This is a genomic window from Allobosea spartocytisi (genome assembly GCF_014764685.1).
GTDB classification, from domain to species: domain Bacteria; phylum Pseudomonadota; class Alphaproteobacteria; order Rhizobiales; family Beijerinckiaceae; genus Allobosea; species Allobosea spartocytisi.
The window spans coordinates 186,347-198,963 of sequence record NZ_JACXWY010000007.1; the positions used below are offsets into that span (position 1 = coordinate 186,347).

Sequence of the window (12,617 nt, forward strand, 5' to 3'; positions counted from 1 at the left end):
AAGGAGAATTTGGTTTCATCGCCGTCATTTTCCGGCGATTCCTTCTTCCAGAAGCAGCTTCGCCTGATGCTCGGCCGTCAGCGCATCGATGATCTCGTCGAGCACGAGCCCCTGCATCATCTCGTCGAGCTTGTAGAGGGTCAGGTTGATGCGGTGGTCGGTGACGCGCCCCTGCGGGAAGTTGTAGGTGCGGATGCGCTCGGAGCGGTCGCCGGAGCCGACCTGCGAACGTCGATCGGCCGACCGTTCGGCATCGATCCGCATCCGCTCCATGTCGTAGAGCTTGGCCCGCAGCAATTCATAGGCGCGCGCCTTGTTCTTGTGCTGGGAGCGCTCATCCTGGACCAGGACCACCGTGTTCGTCGGGATATGGGTCAGGCGGACGGCGGATTCGGTCTTGTTGACGTGCTGGCCGCCGGCGCCGCCCGAGCGCAAGGTGTCGATGCGGATATCGGCCTCGTTGAGCGCGATGTCGACCTCGCTCGCCAGCGGCAGCGTGGCGACGGTCGCGGCGGAGGTGTGGATGCGCCCGCTCCCCTCGGTATCGGGCACGCGCTGCACGCGGTGGACGCCGGATTCGAATTTCAGCCGGGCATAGACGCCGCGGCCGTTGATCTCGGCGATGACCTCCTTGTAGCCCCCCATCGTGCCTTCGCTCTCCGACAGGATCTCGACGCTCCAGCCCTTCTGCGCGGCGTGGCGCTGGTACATGCGCAGCAGGTCGCCGGCGAAGAGCGAGGCTTCGTCGCCGCCGGTCCCGGCGCGGATCTCGATGATGACGCCACGCTCGTCGGCCGCGTCCTTTGGCAGCAGCGCGATCAGGATCTCGCGGGAGCGCGTCTCGATCTCGGCGCGGGCGGCATCGCGCTCCTCATAGGCGAGCTCGCGAAACTCGGGATCGGTCGCGGGGTCGGCGATCAGAGCCTCGGCCTCGGCCAGCGTCTCCTGAGCCTGGCGCCACGAGGCGATGGCGGCCACGACGGGATCGAGTTCCGACAGCTCCTTGGCAAGCTCGACCGTGCGCACCGGATCGGTGGCATGGTTGATCTCCTCGGTTGCGGCGGCGTGGCGAGCCACGATGCCGTCGAGACGATCCTGCGGAAGCTGTACGGACATGAGGGAACTCTGAAAACGATCTGAAAAGCGGGTCTCGCGGCGGGAAGCGACGCTAGACCGGCACCTTGAACTCGGAGGCGAAGGCCGCCAGCTGCGGGCGCAGATTGACCGCGCCTTCGGGTGAGGCGAGCATCCATTCGAGCCGCTCCCGGAGCTTGCCGGCATCGAGCCCGCGCAGCATCGCCTTGACCGGGCCGACCGAGGCCGCCGACATCGAGAAGGCGCGATAGCCCAGCCCGATCAACGCCATGGTCTCCAGCGGCTTGCCGCCCATCTCCCCGCAGACCGTGACCGGGCAACGCGCCTCGCTCGCCGCATCGACGATGCTCCGCAGGGCGCGCAGGGCGCCCACGCTGAGCGGGTCGAAGCGGTCGGCGACGCGCTTGTTCTCGCGGTCGGCGGCGAAGAGGAACTGCATCAGGTCGTTGGTGCCGATCGAGAGAAAATCCGCCTCGCGGGCGATCTCGGGCAATTCGAACAGCAGCGACGGCACCTCGACCATCACGCCAACGCGCAGATCACGCGGCGGCGCGACGCCCTGCTTCTCCAGCATGGCCTGCTCGCGGTGCAGGATCATGCGGGCCCGCCGGAATTCCTCGGTCGTCGCGACCATGGGCAGCATGATCTTGAGATCGCGGCCGGCGCCGGCCCGCAACATCGCGCGCAACTGCGCCCGCAGCAGCCGCGGCTTGTCGAGGCCGATGCGGATCGCGCGCCAGCCCAGCGCCGGGTTCTCCTCCTCGATCCGCTCCATATAGGGCAGCACCTTGTCGCCGCCGATATCGAGAGTGCGGAAGGTGACCGGGCGATGCTCGGCCGCATCGAGCACCGCGGCATAGAGCGCCTGCTGCTCGGCGGTGGTCGGCATGTGCTGCGCCACCATGAACTGCAATTCGGTGCGGAACAGCCCGATGCCGGAGGCGGCCGTCGCCGTGATGTTCGGCATGTCGACGATCAGCCCGGCATTGATCTGCAAGGTGATGCCGAGACCGTCCCTGGTGACGGCCGGCATCTCCTTCAGCTTCTCGTATTGCTTCTGCTTGCGCGCCCTCAGCCGAGCCTTGTCCTTGTAGGCGTTCTCGACATCGGGCTGCGGGCGGATCTGCACCTCGCCGGCCTGGCCGTCGACGATGATGGCATCGCCGGCCTGGACCAGCGCCGTGGCGTTGACGACCTCGCCGACGGCGGGGATGCCGAGCGCGCGGGCGACGATGGCGATGTGGCTGGTCGGCCCGCCCTCCTCCAGCAGGAGCCCGCGCAGACGGGAGCGGTCATAGTCGAGCAGGGCCGCCGGCCCCATCGAGCGCGCCACGAGGATGGCGTTCTCCGGCAGGTCCTCGCGCGCGACGCCGTTGGCCTTGCCCGTCAATGTCCGCAGCAGGCGGTTGGCCAGATCGTCGAGATCGTGCAGGCGCTCGCGCAGATAGGGGTCGGTCTGGCGCAGCATCTTGGCGCGGGTGTCGGACTGGACGCGCTCGACCGCCGCCTCGGCGGTGAGGCCGGTCAGCACCACCTCGCGCATGCGGCGCAGCCAGCCCTGGTCATGGGCGAACATGCGGAAGGTTTCGAGCACGTCGCGATGCTCGCCGGTATGGGCGACGTCGCCGCGCTCGATCAATTCGTCGATCGAGGCCCGCATCTCGCCGATCGCCGCCTCCAGCCGCGTCACCTCGGCGGCAGGGTTCTCGGCGATGAGGTTGCTGATCGCGACGCGCGGCTCGTGCATCACGGCATGGCCGAGGCCGACGCCATCCGCCAGCGAGACACCGACGCCATGGATCGGCCGGTCGAGGCCAATCGAGGCGCCGGGCGCGGCCAGCGACTTCAGCCCGCCGGCCGCGATCATCTCCGCCATGATCATGGCGGTGGTCTGCAGCGTCTCGATCTCCTCCTCGGAATAGATCCGAGAGGCGCGATTCTGGATGACAAGCACGCCCATCACGGCGCCGCCACGCAGGATCGGCACACCCAGGAAGGAGCGATAGACTTCTTCGCCCGTCTCGGGGCGGTAGGAGAAGGCCGGATGCGCCTGCGCATCCGACAGGGCCAGCGCTTCGGCCTCGCTCGCGATCAGGCCGACAAGACCTTCGCCGGCCCGCATCGTGGTGAGGTGGACCGCCTCGCGATTGAGGCCTTCGGTGGCATAGAGCTCGAGGGAGCCGTCCTCGCGCAGGACGTAGACCGAGCAGACTTCGGCGACGAGATTGCCGGCGATCAGGACGACGAGCCTGTCCAGCCGCTCCTGCGGGCTGATCGACGCCGCCATGACCTCGCGGAGGCGGCGCAAAAGGACGCCCGGTCCTCCGAGAGCGCCTCGCATCGATCTCAGCCCTCCGCCGCCTCCTCAGCCATCGACGATACGATGCCTGTCCAGACCCTGAGTCGCCCACCCGGATCACTGCGCCTTCTAGCGACCAAAGGCCGCCTTCGGCAAGGGCCGGTTGCGCCGGGCGCGGCACGATCGGCGATTCAGGCCAGATTTTCGCGATCGGCCCGGCAGGCAAGTCAGCGGACGGGCGTGGAATGCCCCGCATCGCCCGGATGCGGGCTCGCCTTGTGCCCGGCGGCGACCGCCCGACTCTTCGTATCCGTACGCCCGGGAACAGCGGCCCCCTTGGCGCGGCTCGCGCGCCTCGTCGCCGAATCGCCCTTGGTCCTGGTCCCGGTCTTCCGGGGCGGCTCGACGGCGCCGGTGGACAGGGGCACGCCGGTGAGCGCTTCCAGATAGCGCCGCCGCCACCAGTCGATGTCGGTCGTCTCGATGACATGGTAGAGCTGCTCGAAGCGGCGGATGCGCTCGCTTTTCGGCATCGCCAACGCGGTGCGGATCGCCTCCGCCACCTCATGGGTGTCGTAGGGGTTGACGATCAGCGCCTCACCCATCTGCTGCGCGGCCCCGGCAAAGCGCGACAGCACCAGAACACCGGGATCCGCCGGGTCCTGCGCCGCGACATATTCCTTCGCGACGAGGTTCATGCCATCCCGCATCGGCGTGACCAGCCCGACCTGCGCGCGGCGATAGAAGCCGGCGAGCGCGGTGCGGGAATAGGCCTTCTTCACCACGCGGATCGGCGTCCAGTCGAATTCGCCGAGCTGGGCGTTGAGCCGCCCCGCCACCTCGTCGGACATCCGGTCGAGCTCGGCATATTCCGGCACGTCGCTGCGCGACGGCGGGGCGATCTGCAGCAGGCTGACATTGCCACGCTGCTCCGGATGGCTGAGCAGGAACTGGCCGAAGGCCTCCAGGCGCTGGACGATGCCCTTCGAGTAGTCGAGCCGGTCGACGCCGATCACCAGCTTGCGTTCGCCGAGCGATTCCCGCGTGGCCCTGAGCGGCGTCACCGCCCGGCGCACCGAGGCCGCGGCCAGGCGCCGGAACGCCTCGACATCGATGCCGATCGGGAAGGCCTGCATCAGGGTCTCGCGCGCGCCGAGGCGCACACGCCGCCCTTCCTGGCGAGCGCCGCACAAATCGACGAGGCCGCCGATCAGATTGCGGACGTCGAGCTCGGTCTGCATGCCGATGAGATCGTAGGCGGCGAGCGTCCGGACCAGCGTGGCGCTGAACGGCAGGGCGCCGAGCACATCGGCGGAAGGCCAGGGGATGTGATGGAAATAGCCGATCCGGTTGGTGACGCCGCGCCGGCGCAGCTCCGCCGCCAGCGGAATCAGGTGGTAGTCGTGAATCCAGATGACGTCGTCCGGCTGGATCAGCCCGGCCAGTGCCCGGGCGAAGCGGCGGTTGACGCCGAGATAGCCCATATAGTCGCTGCGCTGGAACTCGGTCAGCCCGAGCCGGTAATGCATGATCGGCCAGAGCGCGCGGTTGGAGAAGCCGAGATAATAGCTTTGGCGTTCGGCCTCGGTCAGGTCGGTGACCGCGTAGGTCACGTTGCCGCGCTGGACCTGGCGGGTGTCCTCGCCGACTGCGCCGCTCCAGCCGAACCAGAGGCCGCCATATTTTTCGAGCGCCTCCCTCAGCGCGACCGCCAAGCCGCCCGCCGTCGCTTTTTCATAACGATCGGGGATGGTGACGCGGTTGGAAACGACGACAAGACGCATGGGCGACGAGTTCTCCGAGGAAGGCCGCCCGATTTTTGCCATGGGCGGCAGGAACAGAACGCCGCGAAAGGCGTAATGTTTCCGAGGTGCAGGGCCGGCTGCGTGACGAAGCGATGGCGGCCTTGCGGTGAAATCGTGTCCTGCATGTTAAGCATCCAGTACAGCGGCACAACCCCAAGGACGATTTTTCGGCGGCGGCGCTCCGCAAATTGTGAAAGAAAGGATTAGCGGATCGACTGGCCGTTCTTCTGCCTCCTTCTCCGCTCAGATACAGAACGATGACGACCTTGATCGAACCCGAATCTATCCATGAAATCCGCGACATCGCTCAGACCGAGCAGCAGATCGCACTCTTTCTGGATTTCGACGGCACGCTCGTCGAGATCGCGCCTTCGCCGGAGGACGTGAAGCTCGACCGTCGCGTCGCGCCCGCGCTCGAGACGCTGCGCCTCAAACTCGGCGGCGCGCTGGCGCTGGTCTCCGGGCGCCCGATCGCGTTCCTCGACGAGATGCTGACTCCCTATCAGTTCGACATCGCCGGGTTGCATGGCGCCCAGATCCGGATGGGCGGCGCGCTTCGGGCGCAATCGGACGCGCCGGACAGCCTGCATGAAGCGCTGCGCGAGCTTGTCCGCTTCGCCAACAGCCATGTCGGCATCATCGTCGAGGACAAGCGGATCTCGGTGGCGCTGCACTGGCGGCTCGCCCCCACGCTCAAGGACGAGGCGCTCGACCTGATGCGCCGCACCGCCGCGAAGATGGGGCCGGGCGTGCGCCTGCAGGAAGGCAAATCGGTCGCCGAGATCGTCCCTGCGAATGCCAGCAAGGGCGGCGCCATCGCATGGCTGATGGCGACGCCGACCTATGCCGCGCGCCTGCCGGTCTTCATCGGCGACGACATCACCGATGAGGACGGCTTCAAGACGGTGAACGCGATGGGTGGCCTGTCGGTGCGGATCGGCGCCGACCGCGAAAGCCGTGCCATGCATCGCCTCGCCTCGCCGACGGCCTTGCACCGCATCCTTCTCGAAGCCGCCGAGAACGGCCACCTTTCCGCCGCCAGCTTCACCCAGGGCTGATCGGAGAATGTCCGCGTGTCCGAAGCGCGGACATTCTCCAGCTCTTCATTTCATTGCATTTTCTTCATGCGAACCGGTATCCGCGTCGCTTGAAAATGCTCTTGGACCGACCTGACGAGGACCGACCTGACCATGACCGTCACGACCACGGCCGCGGGGCAACACTCCGCCTCGCTCGACCTCGGTGTCATCGGCAACTGCTCGATCGCCGCGCTCATCGACCGGCGCGCCCGCATCGTCTGGGGCTGCTTCCCGCGCTTCGACCGCGATCCGGTCTTCTGCTCCCTGATCGACAACGAGGCGGACGATGGCGACGCGGAGCCGAAGAAGGGCTTCTTCGGCATCGAGCTCGTCGGCATGACGCGGTGCGAGCAGAGCTATCTCGACAACACCGCGATCCTCTCCTCCGTGCTGTCCGACGACCTGGGCAACGCCATCGAAATCCTCGATTTCGCGCCGCGCTTCGTGCGCTATGAGCGCTTCTTCCGGCCGCCGCAGATCGTGCGGCGGGTGCGGCGGGTGTCGGGACGGCCGCGCATCCGCGTGATGGTGAAGCCTTGCCTCGGCCTCGGCGAGCAGCCGGACGAGATCACGCGCGGTTCCAACCATGTCCGTTTCGTCGGCGCCGACCAGACCATCCGGCTGACGACGAACGCCCCGCTCTCCTATGTCGTGGAAGGCACGCCCTTCGCCGTCGACCAAGCCTATTCCTTCTTCATCGGCTCTGACGAGGCGCTGCGCGCCGAGATCGAGACCACGTCGCGCGAATTCCTCGACAAGACCACCGACTACTGGCGCGACTGGGTGCGCTCGCTCTCGATCCCCTTCGAGTACCAGCGCGAAGTGATCCGGGCCGCGATCACGCTGAAGCTCTGCGCTTTTGAGGAAACCGGCGCCATCGTCGCGGCGCTGACGACCTCGATTCCCGAGGCCCCCGGCACCCAGCGCAACTGGGATTACCGCTATTGCTGGCTGCGCGACGCCTATTTCGTCGTGCATGCGCTGAACCGCCTCGGCACGACGCGCACGATGGAGGACTATCTCGGCTTCATCACCAACATCGTCGACTCGTTCTCGGAGAGCGGCGCGGAGCACCTGCCGCCGCTCTATCCGATCACGCGCGGCGGGACGCTGACGGAGTTCGAGGCAACCAGCCTCTCCGGCTATCGCGGACACCGGCCGGTGCGCTTCGGCAATGGCGCGGCCGGGCAGATCCAGAACGACGGCTACGGCGCCGTGGTGCTGGCCGCGACGCATTCCTTCTTCGACCGGCGCCTGATCCAGCCCGGCAAGGACACGCTGTTCGAACAGCTCGAACGCATGGGAGCGCTGGCACTTGCCGTCTTCGACAAGCCCGATGCCGGCCCCTGGGAGTTGCGCGAGAAGGAAGCGGTGCACTCCTTCTCCAGCGTGATGTGCTGGGCGGCCTGCGACCGGCTGGCCCGCATCGCCGGCACGCTCGGCCGGGCCGACCGCAAGGAATACTGGAAGGGCGAGGCCAAGCGGCTCAAGAGCTTCATCGCCGAGCGGATCTGGAACGAGCAGAAGGGCCATTTCGTCTCGACCTTCGATGGCGAGGAGCTCGACGCGACACTGCTGCTCCTGGCCGAGCTCGGCTTCGTCAAGCCAGACGACGCCCGCTTCGTCGCCACCGTCGAAGCGATCGGACGCGATCTCACGCGCGGCGATCTCCTGCTGCGCTACGCCACGCAGGACGATTTCGGCTACATGCATACCGGCTTCCTGATCTGCGCCTTCTGGTATGTCGACGCGCTGAACGCGATCGGACGCAGCGAGGAAGCCAAGGCGCTGTTCGAGCGCATCCTGCAGCGGCGCAACAGCTTCGGCCTGCTCTCCGAGGATGCCGACCTCAAGACCGGCGAGCTCTGGGGCAATTTCCCGCAGACCTATTCGATGGTCGGCATGATCAACTCGGCGATGCGGCTCAGCCGCAACTGGGAAGAGGCGTTCTGAGACGGCCCGCTCCCGGGACGGTCAGCGCGGCGCGCCGAAGCGAAAGGCGACCGGGATCACCCCATAGACCATCGCCAGCACCATGGGCGGCACGGCCAGCGCCGTGATGCCCAATGTGGGCCAGCCGGCGGTGAAGGGCGCCAGCACCGCCAGCACCAGATTGATGGCGGCATAGGCGCCGACGGTCGCGACGAGCAGGAAGCGCAGGCGCGAGGCAAGGCGGGACGCGAAGGATGCGGTCATCGGCTTCTCCACATAACGGAACGTTCCGTTTCTATTGACCTTGAATTAAACGGGCCGTTTCGTTATGTCAAGAGGCCAAGCAGACGAGGTCAGACAGATGGAACCGAAGCCGAAGCGCCGTGCCTCGATCGGCGCCCGGCGTAGCCCGGAGACGGAAGCTGCCGTCAAGGCGGCTGCACGGGAACTGCTGGCGGAAAAGGGCTATGCCGGCTTCTCGATCGAGGAGGTCGCGCGCCGCGCCGGCGCCGGCAAGCCGACGATCTATCGCTGGTGGCCGAACAAGGCCGAGCTGTTCATCGCGATCTACGGTGTCGAGAAGGACGCCGCCATCCCGGTGCCGGATACCGGGTCGCTGCGCGAGGACCTGCTGCGCTACACCAGGGATCTCTGGCGCTTCTGGCGCGAGGATGCGGCAGGGCGCGTCTTCCGCGGGCTGATCGCCGAAGCACAGACCAGCGAGACGGCACTCGCCGCACTGCGCTTCAAGTTCATGCCGGAACGCCTCGCCTCGCCGCGCAGGATGTTCGTGCGCGCGGCAGAGCGGGGGGATATCGCAGCCGACGAAATCGACGACCGGCTCGAACTCTGGGTCGGCTTCAACTGGCTGCACGTGCTGACCGACCGGCTGAGCGAGGAGGAGCCCTCGCTCAGCCGTAAGATCAATCTGCTCTGCCGCTGAGCCTCACTCCACCTTCGCCGCTGCGCGCATCACCGCGAGCGCCAGCACCTGCGCCGCCGGCACGAGGCTTTCGATCTCGAGGAACTCGTCCGGCGTATGCGCCATGCCGCCGATCGGCCCGACGCTGCACAGCGTCGGCGTGCCCTGCGCGGCTGTGAAGCCGGAATCGGCGCAGCCGCCGGTGAATTCCGCGGTGACGCCGATGCCGAAGGCCGCCGCCGCGTCGCGATAGGTGTCGTAGAGCGCAGCCGATTCCGAGGAGCGCTCCAACGGCAGGAATTCGCCCTTGATCGACAGCACGGCGCTGGTGCCGGCGACCTCGGGCGTCTCGATGATCGCCTTGATCTTGCCGACCATCTCGTCGCGCTGGGCGGCGGTGACATAGCGCAGGTCGATCTCGCACCAGGCGCTGGGCGCGATGGTGTTGACGGTCTGGCCGCCGCCGATCAGCCCGACATTGACGGTGATGCCCTTCTCCAGGTCGGTGAGGCCCTGGAGCTTCGGGATCTTGTGGCCGAGATCGACGATGGCCGAGGCGCCCTTCTCGTAATTCGCGCCGGAATGGGCGGGCTTGCCGGTGAATTCGGCCCGCATGAAGACGCCGCCCTTGCGGCCGCTGGTGACCGACTGCTTGTGGTCCCTGGCGAAATCGGTACCGGCCGGCAGGCGGCTGGGCTCGGCATTGAAGACGCAGCGCGACTCGCGTGCGGCAGCCTCGATCACCGGCCGCGAGGACGGCGAGCCGATCTCCTCGTCGCTGGTCGTCAGCATCAGCAGAGGCGCGGCGAGCCCGCCCAATTCGGCGAAGGCGGCAGCCACGAAGGCCTCGATGACGAGGCCGCCCTTCATGTCGGCGACGCCCGGCCCATAGGCGCGCGCGCCCTTGATGGTGAAGGGGCGGCGCGTCGGCTCGCCCTGCGGAAAGACGGTGTCGCGATGGCCGAGCAGCAGGACGGGGCGCTGGTCATTGGCCGTCGGGTTGGGCAGGCGCGCCTTGACGGCATCGCCGAAGCGGCTGTCCGGCACGATCTCGACATCGAGCCCGTTGGCCTGATGGAAGCGGGCGATCACCTGCCCGGCCCGGTCGACGCCGGCCTTGTCGTAGGAGCCAGAGTCGGTGTCGACGAGCTCGCGCAACAGCGCGACCATGCCTTCCTTGCGGCTCGCCAGCCACTCAGTGACCTTCTTCTCTTCGGGGCTCAAGACGCTCATCGACTCACTCGCAATCGTTCCGAACGGGACAATGCCGGCAGCTTATCGGCTGAGCCGCCCGCGGCAACGGCAAACCGCGGTGGAGAGCCCCTTCATGCGGCGCATGCCGGGACCGCCGGGCCGCCGATCAATCGGCCCATTCGGGGTCGGTCGTGAAGGCGATGGTGAGCCAGCGGTCGGGCGTGTCGTCGCCGATCGCCTCGCCGACCTCGTCGCGAATGCGATCCCACTCCTCCAGCTTCTGCGCCGCTCCGCCCTTCGGCACGATGAAGAAGAGCTCGATCTGCCTGCCCCTGCCGACGCGCGCGACATAGGAGCGGTAGGAGGCGAAGCCATAACGGCGGACGAAATCCTCCGCGACGGCATCGACATGCTGCTTCAGGTCGGACGGGGTCACGAGCAGGATGTCGGCGAAAGCCTGCTTGATCGTGCCGATCGGAACGGGAATCACCGCGATGCAGACCAGAGCCAGCGCCACCGGATCGACATAGGGCAGCATCCAGGCAAGCTTCGTGCCCTGGATCGCATAGCCGAAGCCGAAGGCGACGAGCAGCGCGCCGCTCAAGGCACCGGACATCAGCCAGGCCTTGGCGTCGAGCGCGACGAAATTCGACTGAAGGGTGCGGTTGGCCCGCGCGCCATAGATCGCCATGGCGAAGGCGATCAGCATCGTCAGCGCCGCATAGATGATGGCGTAGTCGAAGGCGAGAAGCCGACCGCCGGCCATGATGCTGCCGATGGCATTGATCAGGGCGTAGATCGCCGCCCCGGTCAGCAGGACGCCATTGAGGCCGAGCACCATCGGCTCCAGATGCCAGAAGCCCATGGTGAAATGCTTGACCAGCTTGCTGCCGGCGGCTCCGTCCGCCGTCGAGGAGACGATCAGGGTCGAGACCAGCAGCGCGACGATCGTCATGATCGCGTCGGTCAGGGCGTAGACGCCGTCGAAGACGATCGCGAAGGAACCGGAGAGAAGGCCGAAGACGATGCCTGCGGCCGCCAGCAGGAAGGTGACGGCGATCGAGAGGCGCAGAACGCTTTGCTCGGTCTTCACGACAAGCCCCTTCTCCCGGCCCATCTGTACCACGCCCAGGCCGCCGCACGCCATTTGGCGCCCTGGCGGCAATCGGCCTGCCCGATCAGACGAAGCCGAGCGTCCAGGCGGTAGCGTAGACGACCGTGCCCGCCGCCATCGGGACGAGCGGGTTCACCTTGGACCGGTAGGTGACGATCGCGGTCGCGGCGGTGACCGCATAACCGAAGACACCGGCATCGGCCGCGATTGCCGCGACAAGGCCGCTCGCCAGCATGAGGCCGAGCGCAATCGGCACCAGCGCCAGCGTGACGATCCTGACGATGCGATTGTCGCGATAGCGCTGCAGGCCGCGGCTGCAGACGAAGGTCAACACGGACGATGGCAGCAGGATCGCAAGGGTCGCGACGAGCAGGCCCGTCGTCCCGGCCATGTGCCAGCCGACGACGCTCGCCAGCATGACGTTCGGCCCCGGCGCCGCCTGCGCGATGGCGAAGAGCCGGGCGAAGGTCGGCGCATCCATCCAGGCGAGGACATCGACGAGCTGGCGGTGGATCTCCGGCACCACCGCATTGGCGCCGCCGATCGCCATCAGCGAGATCGCGCCGAAGGTGATGGCGAGCTGGCCGAGGACACCGCGCTCCATCAGACCCGCCTCGCGCTCAACGATGCCGCGACCAGGCCGAGCGGCACCAGCACCAGCAGGGCCGGCAGCATCGGCAGCCTGAGAATACCGACGGCGAGAAAGGCGGCAGCGGCCATGATCCAGGCCCAGCGGGCAAGCCCGGCGCGGGTGAGGAGCCGGGCGGCGGTGCCGAGGATGAGCCCGGCCGCGCTTGCCGCCGCCCCGGTCAGGGCGATCTGCGCCAGCGGATGGTTCGAAACCGCGTCGTAGATGTTCGCGATGGCGACGAGCACCAGCAGCGGCATGGCCATCAGGGCGACGAGGCAGGTCAGGGCGCCGATCGGTCCCCGGAAGCGATCCCCCAGCATCACGGCCACGTTGACCGTGTTCGCGCCTGGAAGCGCCTGGCAGATGCCCATCAACTCGGCATAGCCGCGATCGTCGAGCCAGCCGCGTTCGGCGACGATGATATGGCGCGCGATGGGGCCGACGCCGCCGAAGCCCATCAGCCCGATCTTGAGGAAGCCCGTGAAGAGCGCCGGCAATCGCGGCCGTAGAGCGGACGTGGACGCGCTTGCGGACATGCAGCCCTCG

Annotated in this window: 11 protein-coding genes; 3 read left to right on the top strand and 8 right to left on the bottom strand. The window is 67.5% G+C overall.

Annotated features, from left to right (window positions below):
• Positions 1-24: 24 nt before the first annotated feature.
• The 3 genes from prfA to IED13_RS13775 form a co-directional block, all read right to left on the bottom strand.
• On the bottom strand, positions 25-1,116 hold the full coding sequence (gene prfA / locus IED13_RS13765) for a peptide chain release factor 1 (protein WP_112763017.1): 1,092 nt from the start codon (positions 1,114-1,116) through the stop codon (positions 25-27).
• A 52-nt stretch (positions 1,117-1,168) separates the two neighbouring features.
• On the bottom strand, positions 1,169-3,436 hold the full coding sequence (gene ptsP, locus IED13_RS13770) for a phosphoenolpyruvate--protein phosphotransferase (protein ID WP_038360671.1): 2,268 nt from the start codon (positions 3,434-3,436) through the stop codon (positions 1,169-1,171).
• 185 nt (positions 3,437-3,621) lie between these two features.
• Positions 3,622-5,178 carry an alpha,alpha-trehalose-phosphate synthase (UDP-forming) gene (locus tag IED13_RS13775; protein WP_191124502.1) on the bottom strand — a complete coding sequence of 519 codons (1,557 nt, stop codon included), beginning with the start codon at positions 5,176-5,178 and terminating at the stop codon, positions 3,622-3,624.
• A 278-nt stretch (positions 5,179-5,456) separates the two neighbouring features.
• Between IED13_RS13775 and otsB the strand changes: the two genes are divergently transcribed.
• Together otsB and IED13_RS13785 are read left to right on the top strand one after the other, a co-directional pair.
• Positions 5,457-6,257: a trehalose-phosphatase gene (otsB, locus tag IED13_RS13780; protein ID WP_191124503.1), complete on the top strand. Its 801-nt coding sequence runs from the start codon at positions 5,457-5,459 to the stop codon at positions 6,255-6,257.
• A gap of 132 nt (positions 6,258-6,389) precedes the next feature.
• A complete protein-coding gene (locus IED13_RS13785) occupies positions 6,390-8,231 on the top strand; it encodes a glycoside hydrolase family 15 protein (protein ID WP_142019953.1) in 1,842 nt (613 codons plus the stop codon).
• 21 nt (positions 8,232-8,252) lie between these two features.
• Here IED13_RS13785 and IED13_RS13790 read toward each other — a convergent pair whose 3' ends face one another.
• Positions 8,253-8,474: a putative antibiotic biosynthesis monooxygenase gene (locus IED13_RS13790; protein WP_142019951.1), complete on the bottom strand. Its 222-nt coding sequence runs from the start codon at positions 8,472-8,474 to the stop codon at positions 8,253-8,255.
• 97 nt (positions 8,475-8,571) lie between these two features.
• On the opposite strand from IED13_RS13790, the gene IED13_RS13795 reads away from it, so the two are divergent.
• Entirely contained in the window at positions 8,572-9,153 is a 582-nt protein-coding gene (locus IED13_RS13795; protein ID WP_113254198.1) for a TetR/AcrR family transcriptional regulator, read from the top strand.
• 3 nt (positions 9,154-9,156) lie between these two features.
• Here IED13_RS13795 and IED13_RS13800 read toward each other — a convergent pair whose 3' ends face one another.
• The 4 genes from IED13_RS13800 to IED13_RS13815 form a co-directional block, all read right to left on the bottom strand.
• Positions 9,157-10,365: a M20 family metallopeptidase gene (locus IED13_RS13800; protein ID WP_191124504.1), complete on the bottom strand. Its 1,209-nt coding sequence runs from the start codon at positions 10,363-10,365 to the stop codon at positions 9,157-9,159.
• Between the two features lie 127 nt (positions 10,366-10,492).
• The gene (locus IED13_RS13805; protein WP_038362191.1) at positions 10,493-11,419 is read right to left on the bottom strand and encodes a cation diffusion facilitator family transporter; all 927 of its coding nucleotides are present in this window, start codon (positions 11,417-11,419) and stop codon (positions 10,493-10,495) included.
• 85 nt (positions 11,420-11,504) lie between these two features.
• Complete coding sequence (locus tag IED13_RS13810) at positions 11,505-12,044, bottom strand: chromate transporter (RefSeq protein WP_191124505.1); 540 nt, start codon at positions 12,042-12,044, stop codon at positions 11,505-11,507.
• On the bottom strand, positions 12,044-12,607 hold the full coding sequence (locus IED13_RS13815; protein ID WP_191124506.1) for a chromate transporter: 564 nt from the start codon (positions 12,605-12,607) through the stop codon (positions 12,044-12,046). The genes IED13_RS13810 and IED13_RS13815 overlap by 1 nt, the downstream gene beginning before the upstream one ends.
• Positions 12,608-12,617: the final 10 nt, after the last annotated feature.

Excerpts from the sequence above, each read along its gene's own strand:
- IED13_RS13815 (WP_191124506.1), bottom strand. The coding sequence starts at position 12,607 with ATGTCCGCAAGCGCGTCCACGTCCGCTCTACGGCCGCGATTGCCGGCG.
- IED13_RS13785 (WP_142019953.1), top strand. The coding sequence starts at position 6,390 with ATGACCGTCACGACCACGGCCGCGGGGCAACACTCCGCCTCGCTCGAC.
- otsB (WP_191124503.1), top strand. The coding sequence starts at position 5,457 with ATGACGACCTTGATCGAACCCGAATCTATCCATGAAATCCGCGACATC.
- IED13_RS13790 (WP_142019951.1), bottom strand. The coding sequence starts at position 8,474 with ATGACCGCATCCTTCGCGTCCCGCCTTGCCTCGCGCCTGCGCTTCCTG.
- IED13_RS13775 (WP_191124502.1), bottom strand. The coding sequence starts at position 5,178 with ATGCGTCTTGTCGTCGTTTCCAACCGCGTCACCATCCCCGATCGTTAT.
- ptsP (WP_038360671.1), bottom strand. The coding sequence starts at position 3,436 with ATGCGAGGCGCTCTCGGAGGACCGGGCGTCCTTTTGCGCCGCCTCCGC.
- IED13_RS13810 (WP_191124505.1), bottom strand. The coding sequence starts at position 12,044 with ATGGAGCGCGGTGTCCTCGGCCAGCTCGCCATCACCTTCGGCGCGATC.
- prfA (WP_112763017.1), bottom strand. The coding sequence starts at position 1,116 with ATGTCCGTACAGCTTCCGCAGGATCGTCTCGACGGCATCGTGGCTCGC.
- IED13_RS13800 (WP_191124504.1), bottom strand. The coding sequence starts at position 10,365 with ATGAGCGTCTTGAGCCCCGAAGAGAAGAAGGTCACTGAGTGGCTGGCG.
- IED13_RS13795 (WP_113254198.1), top strand. The coding sequence starts at position 8,572 with ATGGAACCGAAGCCGAAGCGCCGTGCCTCGATCGGCGCCCGGCGTAGC.